Consider the following 25,974-nt stretch of genomic DNA (forward strand, 5'->3'; position numbering starts at 1 on the left):
GCCGTAGGGGCCGGGGGTCGAAGGGGGTCGTCCCCCTGGGTGGTGCCGCGGTTCGCGGTCAGGCCCGGGAATCCCGGGAGCCGCCGTCCAGGCGGCTCCGGCACCCCTCTCAACTGCGGAGACACTTCTCACTCGGCAGCCCGTCGTCCGTCGCCGCCCCGGTCCGCACCGGGGCGGCGACGTCGTTCCCGGCCCCTTCCCGCGCGGGAAAGGCGATTCGGTCCCGCCCGGTATCCGTTTTGCGACATTCATGAATCTCGCGGCAAACGTAACGAATTGGTTGAGACGGGTGCCCTGGATGCACTATGTTCGTCGCCGAGTGGATTCGTGACCCTCGCCATCGCCCGATGGCAGCGACCGCTCCCGCCGAACTCCGCGAAGCACCCTCAGTGATCCCAGTTCGCGGAGGCCGGGGAACCTCCCTCCCACGCACGCCGTCCCCCATCGGACCGAGCCGAGTCGAGGGGTGCTTCCTTCACCGCCGGGGCTTCTCTTCCAGCCCCGGCTCGTACGCACTGTTCCGGTAGGCGGACATGGGAGAAAGGTGTGCCACAGCGTGGATGAACGCCATGATCGTGGCTCTCGCCGCCGCCTGGCGGCCGTAGGCGTCATCGCCTCGGGCCTCCTGGTCCTCTCGCAGGGGGTGGCCTTCGCCGACCCGAGCGCCGACGAGGTCCGGGAGGAGATCGAGCGGCTCGAACGCGAGTTCTCCGAACTCAACGAGACCTACAACCAGGCCGAAGAGGACCACGAAGCGGCCGAGAAGAAGCTCGAGGACGTCAACGAGGACCTGGAGGCGGCGCAGGCCGACTTCGACGAGCTCCGCGGTTCCATCAAGGTCCTGGCCAGCACGACCTACACCGGGAGCGACTACAGCTCCCCCGCCTACCTGCTGGGCTCCTCCGGTCCGGAGGAGGTCCTGGCGCAGGCGGCGGACCTGGGCTACCTGTCGGCGAGCCAGCAGAGCAGCCTGGACCGCTACTCGGAGCAGCGGGAGAAGCTGGAGAGCCTCCAGAGCGAGGCCGAGGAGACCGAGAAGGAGGCCCAGGACAAGCTCGACGAGGCCGAGGACGCCCGCGAGGCGGGCGAGGAGAAGATCGCCGAGCAGGAGGAGCTGCTCGAAGAGCTGACGGCGGAGGAGCAGACCGCGGCGACGGCCGGGGTCAACACCGTCAGCAACTCCTCCTCCTCTTCTTCCTCCTCCGGGGGCGGCGCCACCTACGACGGCCCGGCCACCGGAAACGCCAAGACCGCCCTGGACTTCGCCTTCAACCAGGTCGGCAAGCCCTACATCTGGGGCGGCACGGGTCCGAACGGCTACGACTGCTCGGGGCTGACCCAGGCCGCGTGGGCCCAGGCGGGCGTGAGCCTGCCGCGCGTCTCACAGGACCAGTTCTACGCCGGTCAGCGCGTCTCCTGGGACAACCTCCAGGCGGGCGACCTGCTGTTCTTCTACGACAGCTCCGCGCCGACCCACGTGGGCATGGCCACCGGTGACGGCCGGATGGTGCACGCCTCCACCTCCTCCAAGCCGATCGGGGTGGTGGACCTGACCTCCTACTACAGGGACAGCTTCGTCGGCGGCGTCCGCCCGTAGCGGCGGTCCCGCCAACGGGGAACGCCCCGCCCCCTCGACCGAGGGGGCGGGGCGTTCCCCGTTGGCGGGACCGGGTCAGGCGCTGTAGATCTTCTCGATCTCGTCGCCGAACCGCTTGGTCACGATGTGCCGCTTGACCTTCAGAGAGGCGGTCAGGTAGCCGTTGTCCTCGGTGAAGTCGACGGGCAGGATGGTGAACTTGCGGACCGACTCGGCCTTGGAGACGGCCTTGTTGCCGTCGTCCACGGCGTCCTGGACGGCGGCCCTGAGGTCCGGGTCGTCGATCAGCTCGGCGAGCCCGCCGGTCTTGCCGTTCTGCTGCTTCCAGAACTCCAGGGCCTCGGTGTCGATGGTGACGAGCGCGGAGATGAAGTTGCGGTTGTCGCCGACGACCAGGCACTGGCTGATGATCGCGTGGCCGCGGATCCGGTCCTCGATCACCGCGGGGGCGACGTTCTTGCCGCCGGCGGTCACGATGATCTCCTTCTTGCGGCCGGTGATGCGCAGGAAGCCGTCCTCGTCGAGTTCGCCGATGTCGCCGGTGCGGTACCAGTGGTCCTCGGTGAACGCCTCCTCCGTGGCCTTGGGGTTCTTCCAGTAGCCCCGCATCACGTGGTCGCCCTTGACCAGGATCTCGCCGTCCTCGTCGATCCGGACGCCGGTTCCGGGGATGGGGCGTCCGACGGTGCCGATCCGGGTGTCCTCGGGGCTGTTCGCGGCGGTGGGCGCGGAGGTCTCGGTCAGGCCGTACCCCTCGATGATGGTCAGCCCGATGCCGCGGAAGAAGTGGCCGAGCCGGGTGCCCAGGGCCGAGCCGCCGGAGACGGCGTACTTGGCCTCGCCGCCGACGGCCGCCAGGATCTTGCTGTAGACGAGCCTGGCGAACACCGCGTGCCTGATCCGCAGGCCGATCCCGGGGCCGCCCGCGTCCAGCGCCCGGCTGTAGGCGATGGCGGTGTCGGCGGCGGCGCGGAAGATCCGGCCCTTGCCCTCGGCGGCGGCCTTCTGCTCGGCCTTGTTGTAGACCTTCTCGAACACGCGCGGGACGGCGAGCAGGAAGGTCGGCTTGAAGGAGCCCAGGGCGTCGACGAGGTCGGGGCCGGTGCTGGGGAAGTGGCCCATCACCGTTCGGGACTCCACGCAGCCGATCTGGATGATCCGGGCGAAGGAGTGCGCCAGCGGCAGGAACAGCAGATTGGAGCGGCCGGGGAGGCTGAACACCGTCTTCACGGGGCCGTGGATGACGTTCTCGACGTCGAACAGCAGGTTCCGGTGGGTCAGCTCGCAGCCCTTGGGGCGGCCGGTGGTTCCGGAGGTGTAGATGAGGGTGGCCAGGTCGTCCGGGGTCCCGGTGGTGCGGCGCTCCTCGATGACCTGGTCCGCGACGCCGGTGCCGCTCGCGGCGAGCTCCTTGAGGCCGCCGTCCTCGATCAGCCAGGTGTGCTCGAGGTCCGCCAGGTCGCCGGCCGCCGCGACCCGCTCGGCGTGCTGGGGCCCCTCGACGAAGACGGCCCGGCTGCCGGAGTCGCCGAGGATCCACCGGATCTGCTCCTCGGAGGAGGTCTCGTAGATCGGGACGACCACCCCGCCGACGGACCAGACGGCGTAGTCGACGACGGTCCACTCGTATCGGGTGCGCGACATCAGACCCACGCGGTCGCCGTGCTCGATTCCGGCCGCGACCAGCGCCTTCGCCACGGCCACGACGTCGTCGTGGAACTCCTTGCAGGTCACGTCCCGCCACTGGCCCGACTCCTGCCGCTTGAACATCACGGCGGTGGGCTCCTCGGCGGCGCGTTTGAAGACGATGTCGGTCAGGCGCGCGTCAGGGGGTAGTTCGGTGTTCGCCGGACGGATGTACTCGCGCACTGTTCAACTCCTGGACTTGCGGGCTGACGAGGGATGTGACGACGGTAACAACTTCTGCTACTCGCGGGTAGAACAAGTTCTCAGTCGGTACCCGATGGATATCCGACCTGGTATCCCGTCGCCCCTCGGTGGGGGATCCGGTCCTGTGCCGCTGCCGTCGGGCAGAAAGTCCATTATGCCGTTTTTAGGGTGATGGGGGGAGGGGGCGGCCGACGGCCTTCGGACGGCCGCCCTCCGGTGCGCGCCCCGGCCCGGGCGGCGGCGCGGGTCCGGAGGCGGGGCGGGCCCCTGAACTTCATCCGGGATCGCCCTGGTTTCGGCGGAGGCGGAACTCCGCGGCCCCGTCGTCCGGTTAACGTGATGACGAGGAGACCGACGAACAGGTAGGTGACCATGGCACAGCCCAATCGCGACCAGGGGGGTTCCTCCGAGGTGATCGACGACGCGCTGCGGCTGGTGGACGCGCTCCAGCGCAAGCTGATCATCGCCGGGGTGCGCAGGGGGGTGGCCAGTGTGACCTCCCCGCCGCCCCGGAAGGGCGACGTGTGGGAGCAGGCGGTCAAGGAGGAGCCGCGTCCGGACGGGCCGGTGCTCGACCAGGTCATCGGGATCGCGCGCGATACGCTTCCCGAGCTCGGGCGCCACCTGGGGGCGGCGGGCTCACTGGTGTTCGGTGCGATGGGACGGACCCTGACCGCGGTCGAGCGCTCCCTGCAGCAGAAGCCCGCCACCGGCGCCTCCTCGGGGAAGGCGGACGGCGACGTCGCGCCGGCGGCCCGGGCCGACTGAACGCGCGGGCCGTCGACACTGGTTTAATCCAATGGTTTACTCCAATCGGCGAGTCCAGCGGCGCTCGGACGTGAGCTCGGGCACTGAGGTGAAAAGGAGCCGTCCATGCGGTTGACGATCGGCGTGGACATCGGCGGCACGAAGGTGGCCGCCGGCGTTGTCGATGGTGATGGCCGGATCCTGGAGAAGGTCAAGTACCCCACCCCCGCCAACAGCGACGCCCTCGCGGACGTGGTCTGCGACGCCGTCGAGGAGCTCCTGGCGCACCACCCCGCCGGGGCCGTCGAGGGGGTCGGCGTGGGGATGGCGGGCTTCGTGGACGAGACCCGGTCCACCGTCGTCTTCGCCCCCAACCTGGCCTGGCGCGGGGAGCCGCTCCGCGATCGCATGCGCCGCAGGATCGACCTGCCGATCGTCATCGAGAACGACGCCAACGCGGCGGCCTGGGGCGAGGCCCGCTTCGGCGCGGGGCGCGGCGTGGGGCACGTGGTCTGCGTGACCCTGGGAACCGGGATCGGCGGCGGTGTCATCATCGACAACCAGCTGTTCCGGGGCCGCTACGGCATCGGCGCGGAGATCGGGCACTACCGCATCGTCGCCAACGGCCGCCGCTGCGGGTGCGGCAACAGCGGCTGCTGGGAGCAGTACGCCAGCGGCCGCGCGCTGGTCGCCGAGGCCCGGGATCTGGCCCGGACGGCGCCCGGGCGCGCCGAGCGCCTGCTCAAGCCCGCCGAGGGGAACCCCGACCGCATCCAGGGCCACGACATCACCGAGGCGGCGCTGGAGGGCGACGGCGCGGCGCTGGAGTGCTTCGCCGTCGTCGGCGACTGGGTGGGCCAGGGGCTGGCCGACCTCGCCGCGATCCTGGACCCCGAGCGCTTCGTCATCGGCGGCGGCGTCTGCGAGGCGGGCGACATCCTGCTGGACCCCATCCGCAGGTCTTTCGCGCGCCACGTCACCGGCCGGGTCGTGCGCACCCTCGCCGACATCCGCATCGCGGAGCTCGGCTCCCAGGCGGGCATCGTCGGAGCGGGCGACCTCGTGCGGGTCTGAGGAAGGGGCTCACGCGCCGGCGCGCAGGGACTCCAACAGCCGGGACAGCGCCTCGACGGTGTCGGCCAGGTCGGCCTCGGGGGACTCGGAGCGGGCCAGCCACAGGGCGGCCTCGTTCATCGCGCCCGACAGCAGGCGGGCCAGCGGCTCGACGGGCTGCGGGGCGACCACGCCGGAGCCGACCAGGTCCGCCAGCGCCTCCACGAGGTGCCTGGCGGACGCCGCCTCGTCCATTCGGCGCCACTCGGCCCAGCCCAGCACGGCAGGGCCGTCGACGAGCATGATCCGCTGCACCTCCGGATCCGAGGCCGCGGCGAGGAACTCCCCGCACCCGGCCGTCAGCCGGGACCAGGGGTCCGCCTCCTTCTCCGCGGCGGCGGCGACCCGCTCCCCGACATCCTGCTGGACCTGCTCGACCACGGCCCGGAACAGCCCGGCCTTGCTGCCGAAGTGGTGGTAGAGGGCCCCCTTGGTGACCCCGGCCTCCTCCGCGACCTCGGCCAGCCCCACCCCGGCGTAGCCCCGGCGCGCGAACAGGAGCCGCGCCCCGGACACGAGCGCCCCGGTGGTCCTCCTGGTGCGTTCGGTGTTGCTCCGACGTTCCGTGCTCACCGGCGTTTCCCTCCTCGCTGATTGACGCGACCAGCGTACGCGTCTATGGTCAAGAAACATACCGTCGGTTGGTTTGTTTTTCGAACGGAGCGCACCCATGAGCCTGACGAGTTTCTACCCGGTCGTCTGCACGGACCGGATCGCCGAGTCCCACGCCTTCTACACGAAGCACCTGGGGTTCGAGACGGTGTTCACCGCGGACTGGTACGTGAGCCTGAGGAGGACCGACGCGCCCGGCTACGAGCTCGCGCTCCTGGACGGCGCGCATCCCACGATCCCCGAGGGGTACCGCTCCACCGCGCGGGGCCTGCTCCTGAACTTCGAGGTGGACGACGTGGACGCGGAGTACGAGCGGCTGGTGGTCGGAGCGGGCCTGGCGCCGGTGCTCGACCTGCGCAGCGAGGACTTCGGGCAGCGCCACTTCATCGTCGCCGACCCCAACGGCGTCCTCATCGACGTCATCACCCCGATCCCGCCGTCCCCGGAGTTCGCCGGGAGCTACGCGTCCGGGGAGCCGGGAGCCTTCTGAGCGGTGTCGCCGCGCGCGGACCGGGTACCCGGAGGGCGTGCCCGTCCTCCGCGTCCTGTCGTACAACGTCCGGTCACTGCGTGACGACCCCGCGGCCGTCGCGCGGGTGGTCAGGGCCTGCCGTCCCGACGTCCTCTGCCTCCAGGAGGCGCCCCGGCTGCTGCTGTGGCGCACCCGCAGGAGGCGGCTCGCCAGGAGGTGCGGACTGCGGACGGCGGTGAGCAGGCGGGCCGGGGGGCTGGCGATCCTGGTGCGGCCCGGCATCGGGGTCGGGCGCCGCGCTCACCGGAGGCTGAGCCGCCGCCGCGGCCTGCACCCGCGGGCCCTCTCGGTGGCGGTCCTGGCGGTCGACGGCCACCAGCTCACCGCGGCGGTCAGCCACCTGGACCTGGAACCCGGTGCGCGCCTCGAGCACGCCGCGGAGATCCTCGCGCTGCTGAGCGTGTACGACGCCCCCGTGGTCCTGGCCGCCGACGTCAACGAGGAACCCGTCGGCCCGGCCTGGCGGCTGCTGGCGGCCCGGCTCCCCGACACCGGGGGGACCGGGCCGACCTTCCCCGCCCGTCGGCCGCGGAAGCGCATCGACGGGATCTTCGCCGACCCGCGCCTGGGCGTCCTGGCCTCGGGCGTCCCGAGGGCCCCGCTCCCCGCGGACCTGGCGTCGGCCACCGACCACCACCCGGTCCTGGCCGAGATCGCCCTGCGGTGAGGGCCGCGAACGGCCGGGGCCTGCTAGATGATCGCGCCGTCGTCGGGGCCGGAGTCGCGGGGCGGGCGGTCGCCCATCCGGATCAGCAGGACCACGAACCCCGCCACGAAGGCGCAGAGCACGGCCAGCACCAGCCAGCCCGGGACGCTGAACCCCAGGATGGTGGACACCAGCAGCACGGCGGGACCGCCGAGAAGACCCGCCCAGGCCGCCCGGCTGGTGAGGTCGCCGCGCGGGAGCGGCGGCGGGGGCGGGGGGACGAAGTGCTCGCCGTCGTCGAGGCCGTGGGCGGACCTCTCCTCGGGCGGGCGGGGCCGGATCGGCCGAAGGCGGGGAGCGGGGGGCTCGTCGGGTTCGGGCGTGTCGAGCAGGTCGCCTCCGGCGTGCCCGGACACGTTCTCGGCGTCGGGCCACTCCCGCCCGCCCTCGTCGGTGTCGTAGAACCGCGCCACCAGGTCGGCCCACACCTCGTCGTCCTCGTCGTCGGAGGAGGAGCGACCCTGCTCCGACGACGCGGGGTCGTCCGGGGGCGCGGCGGCCCCGGCGCCGGGAGGGTCGACGAGTTCGGGCAGCTCCGCGCGCAGGACCTCCTCGGCGGCCCGCCGCTCGTTGGCGTCCACGTAGAGGTGGTCGGTGGACGACTGCTCGCCGGGCGCCCGGTCCGGGTCGAGCACGTCCTCGTCGAGCGGGACCGCGTACGCCGCGATGCCCGCGCGCCCGAGCGCTTCCAGCATGGTGTCGGCCAGCAAGGGCGTGAGTAGGATCAACGGGACGTAGGCGTCGGCGAGCAGGCCGTTGCCGCGGCGGTCCGTCATTTCTCTAGTCCTTCCCCGCTCCTGCTGTGTTCGCGTACGAAGGCGAGGCTGCCGTCGAAGACGGTCTCCGCGTCGTTGTCCAGCGTGGCGACGTGGTAGCTGTCGTCGAGCGAGTGGACCGTGACCGTGGAGTTGACCGCCCTGCTTGTGAGGATACGCAGACTTTCGGGGCCGATGACATGATCATCGGGACTTCTGTAGGCGAGGACCGGCGCGGTGATCGAGGGCAGGTCCCGGCGGGTGGCCCGCCACAGCCGGGGCAGCGTCGCGGCCGCGGCGATCGGCACCCGGTCGTAGCCCACCTCGCGTGTTTCCGGTTTTTTGATGTCGCCGGCCAGACCCTTGACCGAGGGCAGCAGCAGCTTCACCACGTGTCCGATGTGCAGCAGCCGGTCCTCGACCGCGATGGACGGGTTCACCACCACGACGCCCGCCACCTCGTCGCCGTGGCGCTGCGCCAGGCGCAGGGCCAGGCAGCCGCCCATGGAGAGGCCCATCACGAAGACGTCGTCGCACACCGCGCGGACCCTGGCGAACGCGTCCTCCGCGGCGCCGAGCCAGTCGTCGGACGTGGTCGGGCGCATGTCCTGCCACGTGGTGCCGTGCCCCGGCAGCAGCGGAAGGTCCACCGTGAGCCCGGCCGCGGCCAGGTGCTCCGCCCACGGCCGCATCGACTGCGGGCATCCGGTGAACCCGTGGCACAGTACGGCGCCGACGCGTCCACCGGCGTGCCGGAAAGGCTCGGCTCCCGGTAGTAACGTCATTTCGGGCCCTTCCTGGTCGTGGTCGGCGCGAGCGCGGAGACAGCGCCGGGACCTATGAAACTAGTCGAGCGCCTCCTCCGCCGGTACCCCCGCCCCGCCGCGTGGCGCGGGACTGCGTTGGTAGTGCTGCACGGGGGATGGGAAGATGGCGACGATTGTCAGCGGTGGCGGGAAGGTGAACGTGGCCAATCGGGTCGAGCGCTCCCCGCACGTGCGGGGGTGAGCCGTGTTCTACTGGGTGGTCAAGGCGATTCTCGGGCCGGTGCTCGCGGTGCTGTGGCAGCCGCGCGCCTACGGGGTGGAGAACGTGCCCAGACAGGGTCCCGCGATCATGGTGAGCAACCACCTGTCGTTCTCGGACCACTTCTTCGGGCCGCTGCCGCTGCCGCGCAAGATCACGTTCCTGGCCAAGGCCGAGTACTTCACCGGCAGGGGGGTCAAGGGCCTGCTCAGCCGGCTGTTCTTCACCGGGGTCGGGCAGATCCCGATCGACCGCTCCGGCGGGAAGGCCAGCGAGGCGGCCCTGCGCACCGGCCTGCGCGTGCTCAAGCAGGGCAAGCTGCTGGGCATCTACCCCGAGGGCACCCGCTCCCCGGACGGCAGGCTCTACCGAGGCCGCACCGGCGTGGCCCGCCTGGCCCTGGAGGCCAGGGTCCCGGTGGTCCCCATGGCGATGATCAACGTCGACAAGATCATGCCGCCCGGGCGCACCCTCCCCAAGCTCGGCATCCGGCCCAAGGTCAGGTTCGGCAAGCCGCTGGACTTCTCCCGCTACCACGGCATGGAGAAGGACCCGCGCGTGCTGCGCGCCATCACCGACGAGATCATGTACGCGCTGATGGAGCTGTCCGGCCAGGAGTACGTGGACCGCTACGCCCAGTCGGTCAAGGCCGAGTTGGAGGCGGCGGCCAAGGAGGAGAAGAAGGAGCAGAGCGCCTCCGAGAAGGACCGGCGCCGCGCCGGGCGCGAGGAGGCCAAGGCCGAGCGCGCCGCGCGCAGGGCCGAGAGGAAGGCCGCGAAGAAGTCCGGAACCGGCCAGACGGAGTGACCGCGCCGCGCCGGGCCCCCGCCCGGCGCGGCCGACGACCGCGACCACGGGACGGGGTGCACGCCGATGGGCTTCGAGGTGCCGCTCTGGCGGGGGATCGCGGTGTTCCGGATCGCCTCGCTGGTGTACGCCGCGGCGCTGGTCATGCAGAACTTCGCGCTGCTGGCCCGTCCCGCCGGGGCGTGGACGGTCGTCGCGGTCATGGCGGTCTGGACGGTGACGGCCACCTACTCCTACGCCGAGCCGTCCCGCCGCTCCTGGGGGATGGTCGCCGCCGACCTCGGGGTGGCCTTCGCCTGCATGCTCAGCACCGGGTTCTTCGGCGGGGACGCCTACCTGGCGGTGGCGCCGCCGCTCACCGCGACCTGGTTCGGGGCCGCGCCCCTGGCCGCCGCGGTCATGGGAGGGCGGCGCTGGGCGGTCGGCGCGGCGCTCGGGTACGGGGTGTGCGACACCCTCCTGCGCGGTGAGGTCACCCCGGCCGTGATCAGCGGGGTCGTGCTGCTCCTGCTGGCCGGGTACGCCGTCGGGTACATGACGCACATCGCGGCCGAGGCCGAGCAGAGGTTCGCCCAGGCGGTCGAGCTGGAGGCGCGCACCCGCGAACGCGAGCGGCTGGCCCGGTCCATCCACGACTCGGTGCTCCAGGTGCTGGCGATGGTGCAGCGCAGGGGCGCCGAGATCGGCGGCGAGGCCGCCGAGCTGGGCCGCCTGGCGGGGGAGCAGGAGGCCGCGCTGCGCGCCCTCGTCGGCGTGGAGCAGCGTCCCGCGAAGCTCACCGGGGCCGAGACCGATATCGGGGCGCTGCTGAGCGCGCACGCCTCGGCGCGGGTCACCGTGTCCACGCCCGCCACCGAGGTGCCGCTCCCGTCGGAGACCGCGGCCGAGGTGGACGCGGCGGTGCGCGCGGCCCTGGCCAACGTGGACCGCCACTGCCCGCCGGGGACCCGGGTGTGGCTGCTGGTGGAGGACGAGGGCGACGCGGTGGTGGTGACCGTGCGCGACGACGGCCCCGGCATGTGCGCCGGGCGGGTCGAGGAGGCCGAGGCGGACGGGCGGCTGGGGCTGGCCCAGTCCATCCGGGGGCGCGTCCGGGACGTCGGCGGCGAGACCGTGATCACCACGGCCCCGGGCGAGGGCGTGGAGATCGAGATCCGGGTCCCCTCGAAGCCGTGAGGCGCCGGCCCCGCGAGGATCCGAGAGAGCGCTCCGGCACGCTAACGTCACCCCCATGACGAACGACATCCGGGTCATGGTGGTCGACGACCACCCCATGTGGCGCGACGCGGTCGCGCGGGACCTCGCCGAGGCGGGGTACGAGGTCGTGGCCACCGCCGGCGACGGGGGCAAGGCGGTGCGGATCGCCCCGGCGGCGCGGGCCACCGTGGCGGTGGTCGACCTCCAGCTCCCCGACATGTCGGGGGTGCGGGTGACCTCGGAGCTGCTCGCGCTGGAGTCCCCGCCCCGGATCCTCATCCTGTCCGCCAGCGGGGAGCACCAGGACGTCCTGGACGCGGTCAAGGCCGGGGCCACCGGCTACCTGCTCAAGTCGGCCAGCAAGGACGAGCTGATCGACGCGGTCACCCGGGTGCACCAGGGCGACGCCGTGTTCACGCCGGGACTGGCCGGGCTCGTGCTGGGGGAGTACCGCCGCCTGGCCGCCGCCCCCGAGCCCGCCGGAAGCCCGGACACCCCCCGGTTGACCGACCGCGAGACCGAGGTCCTGCGCCTGGTCGCCAAGGGGCTGACCTACAAGCAGATCGCCGCGCGGCTCACCCTCTCGCACCGCACCGTGCAGAACCACGTGCAGAACACGCTCAACAAGCTCCAGCTGCACAACCGCGTGGAGCTGGTGCGCTACGCGATCGACCAGGGCCTGGACGACTAGGGAGTCTCCGTCGCGGGGGTGTTTCGGCGTGCCGGTGCTTCGGGTGGGTCTTTCGGCCTCCTGTCACGCGGAGCACGGGGTTGCAGCGGGCGGCGACGGCGGGTGCGGGCCGGGGCCGCGCCCACGGTGTCCGTTTCGCGTGGTTTCCGGTGGTGATCTTGCTGTTTCCCCCCGAGAACCTTGATTTCGGGGGGAAACAGCAAGATCACCGGACATTCGAGGGCGGTTCCGCCCCCACCCGGAATGATCATGGGCTTTCCGCCCTTCCGGCCCCCGAAACGGGCAGAAAGCCCAAGACCGTCAACAAAACCACCGGTGCCCGAATCGCCCCCGCAACGGAGGTTCCCTAGCGGACCGGTCAGGACCGCCGCGGAGATTTCCGCAGGGGAGGGCCGCCGCGGGTTGGTCTCCGGTACCGCGGGCGATATGGTCTAGACCATAGGATGGTCGCGGCGTGTGGACGGAGTCCCGCGGTGCGCGTCCGGCGTGGGGCGTACCCGTGGTGCGACAGCTCGGCCCGGGGCTGCTTCGTTTTCGCAATGCCCGTGTCGTACGGGATTCCAGACGAGTTCAAGGAGTACACCACATGCGAGTCGGGGTGCTGACCGGTGGCGGCGACTGCCCGGGTCTGAACGCGGTCATCCGCGCGGTTGTCCGCAAGGGCATCAAGGACTACGGATACGAGTTCGTCGGCTTCCGCGACGGCTGGCGCGGCCCCCTCGAGGGCGACACCATGCCGCTGGACATCTCCGCGGTCCGCGGGATCCTCCCGCGCGGCGGAACCATCCTGGGTTCCTCGCGCACCAACCTGATGAAGATCGACGGCGGCGTCGAGCGGGTCAAGGACAACCTCGCGGGCCTGGGCGTGGACGCCCTCGTGGCCATCGGCGGCGAGGACACCCTCGGCGTGGCGCGCCAGCTCTTCGACCGCGACGTCAAGGTCGTGGGCGTGCCCAAGACCATCGACAACGACCTGAACGCCACCGACTACACCTTCGGCTTCGACACCGCGGTGAACATCGCCACCGAGGCGATCGACCGGCTGCACACCACCGCCGAGTCGCACCACCGCGCCCTGATCGTCGAGGTCATGGGCCGCCACGCGGGCTGGATCGCGCTGCACTCGGGCATGGCCGCGGGCGCCAACGTCATCCTGATCCCCGAGCGGCCCTTCGACATCGGCGAGGTCGTCGCGCACGTGGAGAGCCGCTTCAAGACCAACTACGCGCCGATCATCGTGGTCGCCGAGGGGGCCCACCCCAAGGACGGCCAGATGGAGCTCAGCACCGGCGAGAAGGACTCCTTCGGGCACGTGCGCCTGGGCGGCATCGGCCAGCGCCTGGCCGAGGAGATCGAGTCCCGCACCGGCAAGGAGGCCCGGTCGGTGGTCCTCGGCCACGTGCAGCGCGGCGGCACCCCGTCGGCGTTCGACCGCGTCCTGGCCACCCGTCTCGGCTCCAACGCCATCGCCGCGGTCAACGACAAGGAGTTCGGCAAGATGGTCGCCCTCCAGGGCACCGAGATCGTCCGTGTCGACCTGGCCGAGGCCACCGAGACCCTCAAGACGGTCCCGACCGAGCGCTACGAGGAGGCCGAGGTCTTCTTCGGCTAGACCGGGGCCCGGAACCGCCGGGGCCCCGCCGCGTCGCGCGGTGGGGCCCCGGCGTCGTCCGCCGCGCGGCCGGGGGCGACGCGGGAGCGGACGAACCGGTTGCGGCGGTCGCCGATACTGGAGTGAGCGGCCTCAGTGCGGCCGCTCCCATCAGGCTGACACACCGGAGGTACCGTCATGTCCGCGTCGCTCGACTCCGCGGCCGTCGAAGTGAGTGCGGACGGCGTGGACGGGACCGGTCCCGAGGGACTGGGTGAACTGTGCGTGCTCATGAAGCTCGGTGAGATCGTGCTCAAGGGCAGCAACCGGCACCTGTTCGAACGCCGTCTGCAGAACAACATCCGCGCCGCCGCCAAGGGCCTGGCCGACATCAGGATCTCCCAGCGCAGGGGCGTCATCATGCTGCGCATGCCCGACGCCTCCGACATCGAGGTCGCCGAGCTGGGCGAGCGCATGTGCAACGTGATGGGCGTCGTCTGGGTGCACCTGGTGCGCCGGGTGGAGAAGGACCTCGACGTGGTCACCGGCGTGGCGGTGCGGTCCATGGCCGACCGCTCCGGCACCTTCGCGGTGCGGGCGCGCCGCCGGGACAAGCGCTTCCCGCTGCTCTCCTCCGAGCTGGCCGCGCACGTGGGCGCCGCCGTCAGGGAGGCGAACCCGCGGCTGTCCGTCGACCTCAAGAAGCCCGACAACGTGGTGCACGTCGAGGTCGACAAGGACGAGGTGTTCGTCTTCACCGACGGGATGCCCGGCCAGGGCGGTCTGCCCGTGGGGATGAGCGGCCGCGCGCTGGTGCTCATGTCGGGCGGCATCGACTCGCCCGTCGCCGCGCACCGGATGATGCGACGCGGCCTCAAGGTCGACTTCCTGCACTTCTCCGGCATGCCGTTCACCGGCCCCGAGTCCATCTACAAGGCCTACAGCCTGGTCCGCCAGCTCGACCGCTTCCAGAGCGGCTCGCGGCTGTACGTGGTGCCCTTCGGCAAGGCCCAGCAGCAGATCAAGAACTCGGGGGTGGAGCGGCTGCAGATCGTCGCCCAGCGCCGCCTCATGCTCAAGACCGCCGAGGCGCTCGCCGACCGGCTCGGCGGCGCGGCCCTGGTCACCGGGGACGCGCTCGGGCAGGTCTCCAGCCAGACCCTGACCAACATCACCGCCCTGGACGACGCCGTCGACCTGCCGATCCTGCGCCCGCTGATCGGCATGGACAAGAGCGAGATCATGGACCAGGCCCGCAGGATCGGCACGCTCGCCATCTCCGAGCTGCCCGACGAGGACTGCTGCACCATGCTGACCCCGCGCCAGGTGGAGACCGCCGCCAAGATCCCCGACCTGCGCCAGATCGAGAAGCGGCTCGACGCCGAGGAGCTCGCCGAGCACCTGGCGAACACCGCCCAGCTGCACCGCCCCAGCTTCCTGGGCGCGGAGACCGCCGAGGTGGGGTAGCCCCGCCGGCCTGCTCCGCCCCGAGGCCGCGTCGTCCGCCGGACGACGCGGCCTCGGGGCCCCGCCGGGCTCACACCCCGGTCGCCACCCGCTCGGGCGCGGCGGCCAGGGTCCGGCCCAGCATCGCCGGGAGCGTGGCCACGACCCGGGCCAGCTCGTCCAGGTCCGCGCCGACCAGCGCCTGGGGGCCGTCGCACAGCGCGGTCTCGGGCTCGGGGTGCACGTCCACGATGATGCCGTCGGCGCCCACCGCGATCGCCGCGCGTGACAGGGGAAGTACCAGGTCGCGCTTGCCGCCCGAGTGCGACGGGTCCACGATCACCGGCAGATGCGACAGCCTCTGGGCCACCGGGACCGCGCTGATGTCCAGGGTGTTGCGGGTGGCCTTCTCGAAGGTGCGGATGCCGCGCTCGCACAGGACGATGTCCAGGTTGCCGCGCTGGGCGATGTACTCCGCCGCCATCAGCCACTCCTCGATGGTGGAGCTCATGCCGCGCTTGAGCATGACCGGTCGGCCCGCCTCGCCGGCGGCCTGCAGCAGCGCGAAGTTCTGCATGTTGCGGGTGCCGATCTGCAGCATGTCCGCGTAGGAGGCGACCAGCTCCACGTCGGCGGCGTCCACGACCTCGGTCACGATCGGCAGACCGGTCTCGGCGCGCACGTCGGACAGGATCTTCAGGCCGGTCTCGCCCAGCCCCTGGAAGGCGTAGGGGGAGGTGCGCGGCTTGTACGCGCCGCCGCGCAGCAGCGAGGCCCCCGCGGCCTTGGCCATCAGGGCCGCGGCCAGGGTCTGCTCGGGCGTCTCCACCGCGCACGGCCCGGCGATCAGCGTCATGTGGTCGCCGCCGATGGGAACCCCGGCCACGCTCACGACCGAGCGGCTCACGTGGTTCTCCCGGCTGACCAGCTTGTAGGGGGCGGAGATGCGCAGCACGTCCGCCACTCCGGGGAGGGCGTTCAGGTCGAGGGTCTCGAACTGCTGGACATCGCCGACGAGCCCGATGATGGTCCGGCTCACGCCCCGGGTCACGTAGGCCTCGCCGCCCGCGGTGGCGACGAGGTCCACGATCGAGTCGATGTTGTCGGAAGTGGCTTCGGGTGTCATGACGATGACCATGAGAGTTGTCCTTAACGAGTCGTGCGGAGGGCCTGGAGGTGTCCGGACAGACGAAAAAGCCCCGGGCCAGAGGGCCCGGGGCTTTCGAAGTCGTCCGTGTCAGCGCAGCACTGGCGGGGCGACCGTTCCCGTGGGCCGGTAGCCATAAAAGCGCCAGAAGTTCTGCTGCATGCCAGCGACTATAGCGCACCGGACCGGCGGCGCCGGGTACAGGGGGCCGGGGGAGCGGATGTGAAAGCCTGACAGGATGGCGGTGGACCGACTTCCGGGGGAGAGCGATTGTCCGAGCAGCGACTGCCGCCGGGGCAGTATGTGCCAAGCGAGTGGCCGACGATGCACTACGGTCCGGTGCCGCGGTTCCGCCCGCAGCGCTGGGATCTACGGGTCTACGGGGCCACGGCGGGGGACGAGCGGTACCGGTGGGACTGGGGGGGCTTCGAGGCGCTGCCGCGTGTCGACGTCGTCGCGGACTTCCACTGCGTGACCAGGTTCACGGTCCAGAACGTGGCGTGGCGCGGCGTGTCCGCCCTCACGCTGGTCGAGGCCGCGCCGCCGGAGGGGGCGGCCACGCACGTCATGGTCTGGGCCGAGTACGGCTACAGCGCCAACCTGCGCATGGACGACTTCCTGCGCCCCGACGTGCTCCTGGCGACCCACCGGGACGGCGAGCCGATCGAGCCCGGGCACGGGGCCCCGGTCCGCCTGGTGGTGCCGCACCTGTACGGCTGGAAGAGCGTGAAGTGGGTGCGCGCCATCGAGTACCTGACCGCCGACCGGCGCGGGTTCTGGGAGGAGCGCGGCTACCACAACATCGCCGACCCCTGGTCCGAGCAGAGGTACTCCTACCAGGAGGAGCCCGGCCAGGGCCCGCCGCTGGGCTGACCGGCCGCGGCCGGTGTCGCCGATTCCCGCCCCGCGCGCCGGAGCGATCCCCTAGCTTGGCCGCATGGTCTATGTCGCCGCCGTCTCCTCCGTGGTCGCGGTGCTGTGCGCGGGCGAGCTGGTCCGGCGCTCCTGGCGCCTCCGGCGTGTCCGGTGCGCCGAGCACGCGTTCACGGCCGACGCCACGCGCTCCATCCTGCACACCGCCTCGCTGGCGGCCCCCGCGCTGCGCCAGGGGCTGCGCCGCGAACCGGCCCGGCGCGCGGTGCGGCACGTGCGGGCGCTGCTGGGCACCCCGGCCGTCGCGATCGCGGACACCACGCGGACCCTCGCCTGGCACGGCTGCGGGCCGGGGCACGAGTCCCAGGCCGCGCGCCTGGCGGTGCGGGCGGTCGCCGACGCGCGGACGCACGTCGAGGACCGCCTGGTCTGCGGCGACCCCGGCTGCGGGCTGCGCTCGGTGGTGACCGCGCCCATCACCGTGGACGGGCGGCCCGTCGGCGCGCTCATGGCGTTCGACTCCGAGGCGACCCCGGTGCTGGTCAAGGCCACCACCGAGGTCGCCCGCTGGATCTCCGGACAACTGGAGCTGGGCGAGCTGGACAGCTCCCGCGCCCGCCTTGCCGACGCCGAACTCAAGGCGCTGCGCCTGCAGATCTCCCCGCACTTCGTCTACAACTGCCTCACCACCATCGCGTCCTTCGTGCGCACCGACCCCGACCGGGCCCGCGCGCTCCTGCTGGACTTCGCCGACTTCGCCCGGTACTCCTTCCGCGGGTCGCGCAACCTCACCACGCTGGACGAGGAGCTGCGCGCGATCGACAAGTACCTGGCGCTGGAGCGGGCCAGGTTCGGCCCGCGGCTGCGGCTGAGCGTGCGGGTCGCGCCCGAGGTGCTCGCCGTCGAGGTTCCGTTCCTGAGCCTGCAGCCGCTGGTGGAGAACGCGATCCGGCACGGGCTGGAGGGGAAGTCGGGGCTGCGGCACGTCAGCCTCATCGCGCGCGACGCCGGCGCCGAGGCGCACATCAGCGTGGAGGACGACGGCGTCGGCATGGATCCCGACCGGGCCCGCGCGATCCTGGCCGGGGACTCGGCGGACTCGGCCGGGATCGGGCTGGCCAACGTGGACGAGCGGCTCCGCGGCATGTTCGGGGACGTCTACGGCCTGGTCATCGAGACCGCCCCGAACGCGGGCACGAAGGTGAACCTGCGCATCCCCAAGTTCCGGGTGGGATCCGGGTACTGACTCGTCCCGCGCGTGCCAGCCGTGGGAACGGCGGTTCCCGGAGCCCACACCGACGCAAAGACCGGAAGCAGGCGACAGATCCCCGTGGTCCGGTCGCTTCGCCCTCCGTTCCCCTCGTATCCAGACGAATCGGTTGCGAGGGGGGTGGGGCTCGGCCATTCTCGGTGGCATGCTTCGGGTCCTGGTAGTGGACGATGAGGTCCCCGCCCGAGAGGAGATGGCCTACCTGCTCAAAAGGGACTCCAGGGTCGGGGAAGTGGCGACGGCGGACGACGCCACCGCGGCGATGCGGCTGATCGGCCAGCGCGCCCCCAGCGCGGGCCGGCCCGACGTGCTGTTCCTCGACGTGCACATGCCCGGCCCCAGCGGGATCGACCTGGCGCGCTTCCTCTCGGCCATGCCGAAGGCGCCCCGGGTCGTGTTCGTCACCGCCCACGAGGACTACGCGGTGGCGGCCTTCGACCTGCGGGCCGTGGACTACCTGCTCAAACCGATCCGGCAGGAGCGGCTCGCCGAGACCCTGGACCGCCTGACGGTGCCCGACCCCGGCGCGGAGGACCCCCGGGTCCCGGTCGAGCTGGCCGGCCGGCTCCGGCTCATCCCGCGCTCGGACATCTGGTTCGCCGAGGCCCAGGGCGACTACGTGCGGTTGCGCACCGCCGACGGGGCCTACCTGATCCGCAGCACCCTGGGAGCGCTGGAGCGCGAGTGGGAGGGCGCGGGGTTCGTGCGCATCCACCGCAGCATGCTGGTGGCCACCCGGCACGTCTCCGAACTCCGCTTCGAGGGCCCCCGCGTCAAGGTCCAGGTGGGGGACGAGCTGCTGCTGGTCAGCCGCCGCCAGACCAGGGAGGTGCGGGAGCAGTTCGTCCGCGGGGGTGGACACACCGGTTGAAGCCGCCGAGTCCGTCCCCCCCGCCGGCCGTGCCGCCCGCGCCCCGCCAGGGCACTCCCCGACGGGACACGGTCACGGCCCCCGCCACGCAGCGGGCCCTGCGGGCCGCGTCCGCGTCCGCGGCCCGTCCCGGCGACGGCCCCGATGTCGCCGCCGTCATGCGCGGCCAGCTGCGGTCGGGCCTCCGGGCGGCGCTGGGCGGAGCGGGCGTGCTCATCGTGCTCCCCGCCCTCTTCACGCTGGTGGGGCAGCTCAACGCGGCCCACTTCTCGGGGATGCGGCCGGGGTGGCTCGTGGTCGGCGCGCTCCTGCCGCCGCTGCTGGTGCTGGTGATGACGGTTCACATCCGGTTCCTGGAGCGGCTGGACGCGGAGGCCGAACGGAAAGGGCCGACGCGCCGGTGATCGAACTCGTCGTCGGCGGACTGCTGGTCATCGTGGTCATGCTCGGCGTCCTCGGGGTGGTGGGCTTCCTCGGCGGCCGCGGCGCCACGACCGACTTCACACTGGCCACCCGCCGGCCGCGGACGCTGTTCCTGGGGGCGGCGGTCACCGGCGAGTACGTCTCGGCCATGACGGTGCTCGGGCTGGCCTCCCTGGTCTTCGCCGAGGGGTTCGGGACCGCCTGGGTCTTCACCGCCAGCACCCTGGGGTACCTCCTCGTGGCGGCCTTCGTGGTGGCCCCGCTGCGGCGCGCGGGCGTCTACAGCCACGCGGACTTCGCCGAATGGCGGCTGGGCTCGCGCGGCATCCGCAGGACGGTCAGCCTCTGCGTGGTGGTCATCGGCTGGATCCTCCTGGTCTCGCAGTACATCGCCGCGGGGCTGCTGGTCCGCGTGTTCACCGGACTGCCCGAGTGGCTGGGCTGGATCGCGGCGGCCGTGGTCACCCTGCCCCCGGCGCTGTTGGCCGCGGGAGGCTCCAGCAGCCGGTTCCAGGCCATGAGCCTGTGGTTCAAGCTCGTGGCGGTCGGGGTGCCGGCCGTGGTCCTGCTGGTGCTGTGGCAGTCGCACGGCGGGAAGAAGGTGGACGCGGACACGACCCCCGTCCTCCACGCCGACACGGTGGTCCGCGTCGACCGGGACCAGCCGCTGCGGGTGGCCGAACCCACCCGGGTGGCGATCGTCGGGGACGGGGAGGGCGGGCGGGAGCACGTCTGGACGGTGCTGGAGCCGGGCGTGCACCAGATCCGGGCGGGGACCGTCATGCTGTTCGAGGCGGGAGCGGCCGTGCCGCACCACGGCGGCCTCACGCCGCTGCACGGCGGCGACTGGGCGGACCTGGGCGTCACCTGCGGTCTGACGCACGGGGAGGAGTGGGAGGACAAGGGGGTCGTCGACGGGCTGCTGCACGGCTACTCGGTCTACCTCACGCTGGCGCTGGGCATTATCGGGATGCCGCAGTTCGTCGCGCGCTTCCACAGCACGCCGAGTCCGCGCACGGCGCGCCGCCTGGTGGTCCTGATGGCGGCGCTGTCGGCGGTCTTCGCGCTCCTGGCGCTGGTCTACGCGGGCCTGGGCCGGGTGTACGCGGGCGCGCTGCTGATCACCGGCGAGACCGACCTGCTGGTGCTGGAACTCCCGCGCCTGATGGCGCCGGGGCCGCTCGGCACGGGGCTGGGCCTCCTGCTGGGGGCGGGGGTGGCGTCGGCGGTGGTCACCGTCTCCATCGGGTTCGTCAGCGCGATGGGCGGGACCATCTCCCAGTGCGTGCCGGGTCGCGGTGTCTGGGCGTACCGCGTGGGCACGGTGGTGTCGGCGGTGGTGCCGCTCGCCCTCCTCGCGGCGGTGCCGGGACTCTCCCGGGAGGGCCTGGTCGAGGTCGTGCTCGCGGCACTGGAGCTGGGAGCGGTCACCATCGCCCCGCTGCTGTTGCTCGGCATCTGGTGGGGCGGGCTCACCGGAGCCGGTGCCGCGGCGGGGCTGGCGACGGGCATCGCCGGCATCGCGGCCGCCAGGGCGGGTGAGATCTCGGGGCCGCTGGGCGTGCCGGTGGCCGACACGCTGATGTACCACCCGGCCCTGGGGCTCGTACCGCTGGTGTTCGGGGTGATGGTCGGCGTCTCGCTGCTGACCAGAGGGCGGCTGCGGGGGGACGCCGCGGCGGTTCTGGCCCGCATGCACCTCCCCGGGTCCGTGACCGGACGCCGACTCTGAGTACCGGCGCCGTTCGTCGTGCAAGAGGAGCCGCTCACCGACGGGTCCGGCCCGCGCGGCGACGCCTTGGCGCCGTCCGCCGATCGACCCGGTTCAACCCGGCCCGGCCGCCCCGCTACGGCCTAGTGTGATTCCCACAGCGACCGGTTGGCCACAGGATCGACGGATCCGCCGGCCCGGGGGCCGGTCGCGATCGTCGGGGGAGTCCGGCGCCGATCGGAGGGGAACGGCGCCGGGATGTGTCGCCCGGTGGCTGCCGGGGGAGGCCGCCGCCGGGCGTTCGCATTCACCCGGAATGATCTTGGGCTTTCTGCCCGTTTCGGGGCCGGGAAGGGCAGAAAGCCCAAGACCGTCAACGGAACCCTCACGCAACGGACGTCGTGACCTCGCGATCCGCGTGGCGCAAGGCCGAAAGGCCCCCGAAACACCGATGCCCGAATCACCCCCGCGCCCGAGACTCCCTAGTCGTCGTCCCTGCGGTCGCCGCCGTTGCCGAAAGGAGAGGTCCAGATCTCGATCTCGGCGCCCTTCTCCGCGCGGCCCTTGGGGTTGTACTCGCCGACGCGGTCGCCGATGACCTCGTGCACCGTGACCGTGAAGCCCAGCTCCTCGAGCTTCTTCTTCGCGTCGTCGACCTTCCAGCCGCGGATGTCCGGGATGTCGACCTCCTCGGGGCCGGACGAGACGGTGAGGGTCACGGTCTGCCCCGCGCCCACGGTGGTCTCGGCCTCCGGGCTCTGGGAGATGACCTGCCCTTCGGGCACGTCCGCGCTGGTCTCCTCGACGACCTCCACGGTGAGGTCGCTGGCTTCCAGGGCCTGCCTGGCGTCGTCCACGTTGCGGCCCACCACGTCGGGGGCGGGGAAGCCCGCGCTGACGGTGAGCGTCACGGACTCCTCGCGGTCGGCCATCGCGCCGGGGGCGGGGTCGGAGGTGATCACGGTCCCGGGCGGGTTGTCGTAGGAGGTGATCTCGTCCTCCTCGATGGCCGTGACGCCCAGGTCCTCCAGCATCGTGCGGGCCTCGCCCACCGGCAGGCCCTCGATGCCGGGCACCTCGACGTGCTGCGGGCCGTCGGACAGGGTGACGGTGATGATCTCACCGGGCAGGATGTTCTCGCCGACCTCGGGGTCGGTGACGGCGATGGTGCCGGGCGGCGCGTCGTCGCTGTACGCCGTGTCGTCGGCGACCGTGATCTTCAGACCGAGGGGGCCGAGCTCCTCCCGCGCCTCGTCGCGCTCCATCCCGACCAGGTCGGGCACGCTCTCGTAGCGGCCCGAGAGCATCCACCAGCCGAACCCGACGGCCGCCACCAGCAGCACCGCGCCCAGCAGCAGCAGCGGGTAGGTCATGCTGGGCCGCGGGGGCCGGGTGTCCTCGTAGTCGTCGTACTCCACCGCCGGGAGCTCACCCGTGGGCAGGTCGACGATCAGCGTCTGGTTGGAGCCGTCCGCGCCCCCGCCCGCCGCGCCGCTGTCCGCCGCGCTGTCCGTGGCGGCCGCAGAGAGGGACGCGGCGGCGGGGTCGGCCGCCCCCTGGCTGTCGCGCCCCAGGGACTTCTCCACCTCGAACAGCGCCGCGAGGAACTGCCCCGCGTTGGCCGGCCGGTAGCGGGGGTCGCGCTCGGTGGCGCGCACCACCAGCGAGTCGACCTCGGCGGGGATGCCCGGAACGACCCTGGAGGGGCGGGGGACGTCCTCGTTGACGTGCTGGTAGGCGATCGAGATGGGGGTGTCGCCGGTGTGCGGCTGCCGGCCGGTGAGAAGCTCGTACAGCATGATCCCGCACGCGTAGACATCGGTCCGGGCGTCCGCGGTGCTCTGCGAGATCTGCTCGGGGGACAGGTACGCGGCGGTGCCCATCAGCGTGCCGGTCTTGGTCAGGCCCTGCTGGGTGGCCTCCACCGCGCGGGCCAGCCCGAAGTCCACGACCTTGATCCGGCCGTCCTGGGTGATCAGGACGTTCTCGGGCTTGATGTCCCGGTGCACCATGCCCGCCTGGTGCGCGGCGCCCAGCCCGGCCAGCACCGGGACCATGGCCTGGAGGGCCTCGGCCGGGCCGAACCGGGTGCGTTCCTTGAGCAGTTCGCGCAGGGTGCGCCCGGGCACGTACTCCATCGCCAGGTACACGTGCCCCTGGTCGCTGCCCTGGTCGTAGACCTGGACCACGTTGGGGTGGGAGAGCTTGGCGACGGCGTGGGCCTCGTTGATGAACCGCTGCACGAACTCCGGGTCCCGGGCGAGGCTCGGGTGCATGACCTTCAACGCGACGCGACGGTCCAGTCGCAGGTCGTGAGCGACGAAGACCGTCGCCATGCCTCCGCCGGCGACCCTCGACTCGACCTGGTAACGGCCGGCGAGGGTCGTCCCAACAAGCGCATCCGCAGTCGTCATGTCCACGAGGGGCAGTTTACGGGCGTTCGGGACACGAGGCGGTGTCAAGACGGTTTCATCGGCGGGGAAAAGGGGTATTTCGCCGCCTCGCACCAGTTCGGGCGGGTCGGGGTCACTTCTCCGCGGAGGGGGACGACGCGTGCGCGTAGCGCCGGACGGGGATGCGCCCCGCCCGGCGGGCCAGCCGCCCGGCCGACACCGCGTCGCGCATGGCCCGCGCCATCAGCACCGGCTCCTGCGCCCGGGTGACGGCGGTGGCCAGCAGCACCGCGTCGCAGCCCAGCTCCATCGCCAGCGCGGCCTCGCTGGCGGTGCCGATCCCGGCGTCCAGGATGACGGGCACGCCCGCCTCCTCCACGATCAGCTCGATGTTGTGCGGGTTGCGGATGCCCAGCCCCGAACCGATCGGCGCGCCCAGCGGCATCACGGCGGCGCAGCCCACCTGCTCCAGGCGGCGGGCCAGGACCGGGTCGTCGTTGGTGTAGGCGAGCACGGTGAAGCCGTCGTCGACCAGCCGCTCGGCGGCGTCCAGCAGCTCCACCGGGTCCGGCAGCAGGGTGCGCTCGTCGGCGACCACCTCGAGCTTGACCCAGTCGGTCTCCAGCGCCTCGCGGCCCAGCCGGGCGGTGCGCAGGGCGTCCACGGCGGTGAAGCAGCCCGCGGTGTTGGGCAGCGCCCGGATCCCGTTCTCGCGAAGCACGTCCCAGACCGATCCCCGGGCGCCCGGGTCGACCCTGCGCATCGCCACGGTGGTCATCTCGGTGCCCGAAGCGCGCAGCGCCTCGGCGAGGACGTGGAGGGAGGGCGCGCCGCCGGTGCCCATGATGAGCCGGGAGTCGAACTCCTGGCCGGCGATCACCAGCGGGTCGGGGCCGGCTCCCGTCGCGGGCCTCCCCGCGGCGGTGGCGGTGTCGGTCATCGTCAGCCTCCCTGCACGGCGGTGAGCACGTCCACGCGGTCGTCGGCCGCGACCGCGGTCCGCGCCCACTCGGCCCTGGGCACGACCTCGTCGTTGAGCGCGACCGCCACGCCCCTCTCGGCGCGCGTCAGCGAGCGCACCACCTCGGTCACGGTGGTGCCGGGGGCGACCTGGCGCCGCTCCCCGTTGATGGTCACGTCCACTGTTCCTCCACTCCCTCAGATCCTGCCGGGACGCGAAGCTCCCGGTCCGCCGCGAAGCGGCGCGCGTGCTCCGGGAGCCTCCCGGTGGTCAGCGCCTCGGCCATGGCATCCCCGGTGGCCGGGGCGAACAGCACCCCGTGCCGGAAGTGCCCGGTCGCCAGGTGCAGGCCGGGCAGCCGGGTGGGGCCCAGCAGCGGCTCGTTGTCCGGCGCCCCCGGGCGCAGCCCCACGCAGCTCTCCGCGATCTCCAGCTCGGTGATCCCGGGCACGAGCTCGCGGGCGTCCCGCAGGATCTCCCAGACCCCTCCGACGGTCAGCCGCGCGTCGAACCCCATCTCCTCCTGGGTGGCGCCCAGGACGACCTCGCCGTCGGCGCGCGGGACCAGGTACACGGGGGCGCCCCTGACGAGGCCGCGAACGGTGCGGGTCACGACCGGCTCCGCGCCGCGCGGGGCGCGCAGCCGCAGCAGCTGGCCCTTGACCGGGCGCAGCGCGGGGACCGTCCCGGCGGGGGGCCCCGCGATCAGGGAGGTCCAGGCGCCCGCGGCGAGCACGACCTGCCCGGCGGAGAGCGTGCCGCCGCCGCCCAGGCGCACACCGCGCGCGGCGCCGCCTGCCGTGACCACCCGCTCGACCCGGTCGGCCACGAAGACCGCGCCGCGCTCGGCGGCGGCCGCGCGCAGCGCCGCGGCCAGGCGGCGGGGGTCCACCGAGTGGTCGTCGGGGGCCAGGACGCCGCCGCGCACCGAAGGCGCCAGCATCGGTTCGAGCCGGCGGCACTCGCGCGAGGTGAGCCGCTCGGTCTTGGCGCCGAGCCGGTCCCGCAGCTCCATCAGTTCGGTGAGCACGGCCAGGTCGTCGGGGTCGAAGGCGACCTGGAGGGTGCCCTCCGCGCGGTACCCCGGATCGATCGCGGTGTCCTCGGCGAGCTCGGAGAGGAAGCCCGGGTAGCGCTCCTGGGAGCGCAGCCCGAACCGCGTCAGCGGCTCCTCGCCGAAGGCCGCCTCGGTGGCCGGGGTGAGCATGCCCGCCGCCACCCCCGAGGCGGCGCCGGGCTCGTCGGGCGCCACCACGGTCACGCGCAGGCCGAGGCGGGCGGCCCGCCAGGCGGTGACCAGGCCGATGAGCCCGGCCCCGGCGACGATCACGTCGGGGGACGCGGACGGGGCGCCGTCCGGGGGGACGACCTGATGGGACGACCGCGTGCTCACGGCACTCCACTCCCTTCGCCGGCATGATCCGGATCAGGTTCGTGCGGTCGGAGGCTCGCAGCCTCCCTCTCAGCCGGGTCCCACCCGGCTCCCGCGGGGATCTCACGTTCCCGCACAGTCTAGGACCCGTGGCCGGGGGGCCCGGAGGGGGCCCGGGAGGGAGCCCCGGAAGTACGCCAAGAGCGATAACCGACCGGTACGGGGCGCGCCGGTCGGTCCCGT

Annotated in this window: 24 protein-coding genes and 1 riboswitch; of the genes, 15 read left to right on the forward strand and 9 right to left on the reverse strand. The window is 72.6% G+C overall.

The features are described from left to right. The first annotated feature begins 556 nt into the window (after positions 1-556). Positions 557-1,597: a C40 family peptidase gene (locus EV190_RS10995; protein WP_133741401.1), complete on the forward strand. Its 1,041-nt coding sequence runs from the start codon at positions 557-559 to the stop codon at positions 1,595-1,597. Between the two features lie 75 nt (positions 1,598-1,672). On the opposite strand, the gene EV190_RS11000 is transcribed toward EV190_RS10995, so the two are convergent. Next, positions 1,673-3,466, reverse strand: a complete 1,794-nt coding sequence (locus EV190_RS11000; RefSeq protein ID WP_133741402.1) for an AMP-dependent synthetase/ligase — start codon at positions 3,464-3,466, stop codon at positions 1,673-1,675. A 393-nt stretch (positions 3,467-3,859) separates the two neighbouring features. On the opposite strand from EV190_RS11000, the gene EV190_RS11005 reads away from it, so the two are divergent. Continuing rightward, positions 3,860-4,255 (forward strand): hypothetical protein, encoded by a 396-nt coding sequence (locus EV190_RS11005; RefSeq protein WP_243742502.1) that lies wholly within the window; start codon positions 3,860-3,862, stop codon positions 4,253-4,255. A gap of 105 nt (positions 4,256-4,360) precedes the next feature. After that, entirely contained in the window at positions 4,361-5,308 is a 948-nt protein-coding gene (locus EV190_RS11010) for an ROK family glucokinase (RefSeq protein WP_133741404.1), read from the forward strand. Between the two features lie 9 nt (positions 5,309-5,317). On the opposite strand, the gene EV190_RS11015 is transcribed toward EV190_RS11010, so the two are convergent. Next, positions 5,318-5,920 carry a TetR/AcrR family transcriptional regulator gene (locus EV190_RS11015; protein ID WP_243742503.1) on the reverse strand — a complete coding sequence of 201 codons (603 nt, stop codon included), beginning with the start codon at positions 5,918-5,920 and terminating at the stop codon, positions 5,318-5,320. A 97-nt stretch (positions 5,921-6,017) separates the two neighbouring features. Between EV190_RS11015 and EV190_RS11020 the strand changes: the two genes are divergently transcribed. Further along, positions 6,018-6,449 (forward strand): VOC family protein, encoded by a 432-nt coding sequence (locus EV190_RS11020; protein ID WP_133741406.1) that lies wholly within the window; start codon positions 6,018-6,020, stop codon positions 6,447-6,449. A 37-nt stretch (positions 6,450-6,486) separates the two neighbouring features. Continuing rightward, positions 6,487-7,158, forward strand: coding sequence for an endonuclease/exonuclease/phosphatase family protein (locus EV190_RS11025; protein WP_133741407.1), 672 nt, complete (start codon positions 6,487-6,489; stop codon positions 7,156-7,158). A 23-nt stretch (positions 7,159-7,181) separates the two neighbouring features. Here the strand turns inward: EV190_RS11025 and EV190_RS11030 are convergent, their stop codons facing one another. After that, positions 7,182-7,973 carry a hypothetical protein gene (locus EV190_RS11030; RefSeq protein WP_133741408.1) on the reverse strand — a complete coding sequence of 264 codons (792 nt, stop codon included), beginning with the start codon at positions 7,971-7,973 and terminating at the stop codon, positions 7,182-7,184. Beyond that, on the reverse strand, positions 7,970-8,737 hold the full coding sequence (locus tag EV190_RS11035; protein ID WP_133741409.1) for an alpha/beta hydrolase: 768 nt from the start codon (positions 8,735-8,737) through the stop codon (positions 7,970-7,972). Before EV190_RS11035 ends, EV190_RS11030 begins: the two co-directional genes overlap by 4 nt. Before the next feature lie 226 nt (positions 8,738-8,963). Here EV190_RS11035 and EV190_RS11040 point away from each other — a divergent pair, with 226 nt between their 5' ends. The 5 genes from EV190_RS11040 to thiI all read left to right on the forward strand — a co-directional run bounded on the left by EV190_RS11040 (position 8,964) and on the right by thiI (position 14,731). Next, entirely contained in the window at positions 8,964-9,785 is an 822-nt protein-coding gene (locus EV190_RS11040) for a lysophospholipid acyltransferase family protein (RefSeq protein ID WP_133741410.1), read from the forward strand. A 66-nt stretch (positions 9,786-9,851) separates the two neighbouring features. After that, positions 9,852-10,961 (forward strand): MacS family sensor histidine kinase, encoded by a 1,110-nt coding sequence (macS, locus tag EV190_RS11045; RefSeq protein WP_133741411.1) that lies wholly within the window; start codon positions 9,852-9,854, stop codon positions 10,959-10,961. 55 nt (positions 10,962-11,016) lie between these two features. Next, complete coding sequence (locus tag EV190_RS11050; RefSeq protein WP_133741412.1) at positions 11,017-11,673, forward strand: response regulator; 657 nt, start codon at positions 11,017-11,019, stop codon at positions 11,671-11,673. A gap of 586 nt (positions 11,674-12,259) precedes the next feature. Beyond that, complete coding sequence (locus EV190_RS11055; protein WP_133741413.1) at positions 12,260-13,285, forward strand: 6-phosphofructokinase; 1,026 nt, start codon at positions 12,260-12,262, stop codon at positions 13,283-13,285. 177 nt (positions 13,286-13,462) lie between these two features. Beyond that, on the forward strand, positions 13,463-14,731 hold the full coding sequence (gene thiI, locus EV190_RS11060; protein ID WP_133741414.1) for a tRNA uracil 4-sulfurtransferase ThiI: 1,269 nt from the start codon (positions 13,463-13,465) through the stop codon (positions 14,729-14,731). A gap of 70 nt (positions 14,732-14,801) precedes the next feature. Here thiI and aroF read toward each other — a convergent pair whose 3' ends face one another. After that, on the reverse strand, positions 14,802-15,848 hold the full coding sequence (aroF, locus tag EV190_RS11065) for a 3-deoxy-7-phosphoheptulonate synthase (RefSeq protein WP_133741415.1): 1,047 nt from the start codon (positions 15,846-15,848) through the stop codon (positions 14,802-14,804). Positions 15,849-16,127: 279 nt separating this feature from the next. Between aroF and EV190_RS11070 the strand changes: the two genes are divergently transcribed. From EV190_RS11070 to EV190_RS11090, 5 genes are all read left to right on the forward strand, one after another. Further along, the gene (locus EV190_RS11070; protein WP_133741416.1) at positions 16,128-16,730 is read left to right on the forward strand and encodes a molybdopterin-dependent oxidoreductase; all 603 of its coding nucleotides are present in this window, start codon (positions 16,128-16,130) and stop codon (positions 16,728-16,730) included. A gap of 64 nt (positions 16,731-16,794) precedes the next feature. Then, positions 16,795-17,976: a sensor histidine kinase gene (locus EV190_RS11075; protein ID WP_133741417.1), complete on the forward strand. Its 1,182-nt coding sequence runs from the start codon at positions 16,795-16,797 to the stop codon at positions 17,974-17,976. Between the two features lie 187 nt (positions 17,977-18,163). Then, positions 18,164-18,871, forward strand: coding sequence for a LytR/AlgR family response regulator transcription factor (locus EV190_RS11080; protein WP_341770545.1), 708 nt, complete (start codon positions 18,164-18,166; stop codon positions 18,869-18,871). A gap of 29 nt (positions 18,872-18,900) precedes the next feature. After that, positions 18,901-19,275 (forward strand): hypothetical protein, encoded by a 375-nt coding sequence (locus EV190_RS11085; RefSeq protein WP_133741419.1) that lies wholly within the window; start codon positions 18,901-18,903, stop codon positions 19,273-19,275. Beyond that, on the forward strand, positions 19,272-21,026 hold the full coding sequence (locus tag EV190_RS11090; protein ID WP_133741420.1) for a sodium:solute symporter family transporter: 1,755 nt from the start codon (positions 19,272-19,274) through the stop codon (positions 21,024-21,026). Before EV190_RS11085 ends, EV190_RS11090 begins: the two co-directional genes overlap by 4 nt. Positions 21,027-21,487: 461 nt before the next feature. On the opposite strand, the gene pknB is transcribed toward EV190_RS11090, so the two are convergent. The 4 genes from pknB to thiO form a co-directional block, all read right to left on the reverse strand. After that, positions 21,488-23,425 (reverse strand): Stk1 family PASTA domain-containing Ser/Thr kinase, encoded by a 1,938-nt coding sequence (pknB, locus tag EV190_RS11095; RefSeq protein ID WP_133741421.1) that lies wholly within the window; start codon positions 23,423-23,425, stop codon positions 21,488-21,490. A gap of 106 nt (positions 23,426-23,531) precedes the next feature. Then, a complete protein-coding gene (locus EV190_RS11100) occupies positions 23,532-24,338 on the reverse strand; it encodes a thiazole synthase (protein WP_133741422.1) in 807 nt (268 codons plus the stop codon). Between the two features lie 2 nt (positions 24,339-24,340). Then, entirely contained in the window at positions 24,341-24,541 is a 201-nt protein-coding gene (gene thiS / locus EV190_RS11105; RefSeq protein ID WP_133741423.1) for a sulfur carrier protein ThiS, read from the reverse strand. Beyond that, the gene (gene thiO / locus EV190_RS11110; RefSeq protein ID WP_133741424.1) at positions 24,532-25,752 is read right to left on the reverse strand and encodes a glycine oxidase ThiO; all 1,221 of its coding nucleotides are present in this window, start codon (positions 25,750-25,752) and stop codon (positions 24,532-24,534) included. The genes thiS and thiO overlap by 10 nt, the downstream gene beginning before the upstream one ends. Then, positions 25,746-25,857, reverse strand: a riboswitch (TPP riboswitch). It overlaps the preceding gene by 7 nt. Positions 25,858-25,974: the final 117 nt, after the last annotated feature.

Source organism: Actinorugispora endophytica (assembly GCF_004363075.1).
GTDB lineage: Bacteria > Actinomycetota > Actinomycetes > Streptosporangiales > Streptosporangiaceae > Actinorugispora > Actinorugispora endophytica.

Coding starts and splice junctions, on each gene's coding strand:
- EV190_RS11020 (WP_133741406.1), top strand. CDS start 6,018: ATGAGCCTGACGAGTTTCTACCCGGTCGTCTGCACGGACCGGATCGCC.
- EV190_RS11100 (WP_133741422.1), bottom strand. CDS start 24,338: ATGACCGACACCGCCACCGCCGCGGGGAGGCCCGCGACGGGAGCCGGC.
- EV190_RS11010 (WP_133741404.1), top strand. CDS start 4,361: ATGCGGTTGACGATCGGCGTGGACATCGGCGGCACGAAGGTGGCCGCC.
- EV190_RS11055 (WP_133741413.1), top strand. CDS start 12,260: ATGCGAGTCGGGGTGCTGACCGGTGGCGGCGACTGCCCGGGTCTGAAC.
- EV190_RS11075 (WP_133741417.1), top strand. CDS start 16,795: ATGGTCTATGTCGCCGCCGTCTCCTCCGTGGTCGCGGTGCTGTGCGCG.
- EV190_RS11050 (WP_133741412.1), top strand. CDS start 11,017: ATGACGAACGACATCCGGGTCATGGTGGTCGACGACCACCCCATGTGG.
- EV190_RS11005 (WP_243742502.1), top strand. CDS start 3,860: ATGGCACAGCCCAATCGCGACCAGGGGGGTTCCTCCGAGGTGATCGAC.
- EV190_RS11030 (WP_133741408.1), bottom strand. CDS start 7,973: ATGACGGACCGCCGCGGCAACGGCCTGCTCGCCGACGCCTACGTCCCG.
- EV190_RS11035 (WP_133741409.1), bottom strand. CDS start 8,737: ATGACGTTACTACCGGGAGCCGAGCCTTTCCGGCACGCCGGTGGACGC.
- macS (WP_133741411.1), top strand. CDS start 9,852: ATGGGCTTCGAGGTGCCGCTCTGGCGGGGGATCGCGGTGTTCCGGATC.
- thiI (WP_133741414.1), top strand. CDS start 13,463: ATGTCCGCGTCGCTCGACTCCGCGGCCGTCGAAGTGAGTGCGGACGGC.
- aroF (WP_133741415.1), bottom strand. CDS start 15,848: ATGGTCATCGTCATGACACCCGAAGCCACTTCCGACAACATCGACTCG.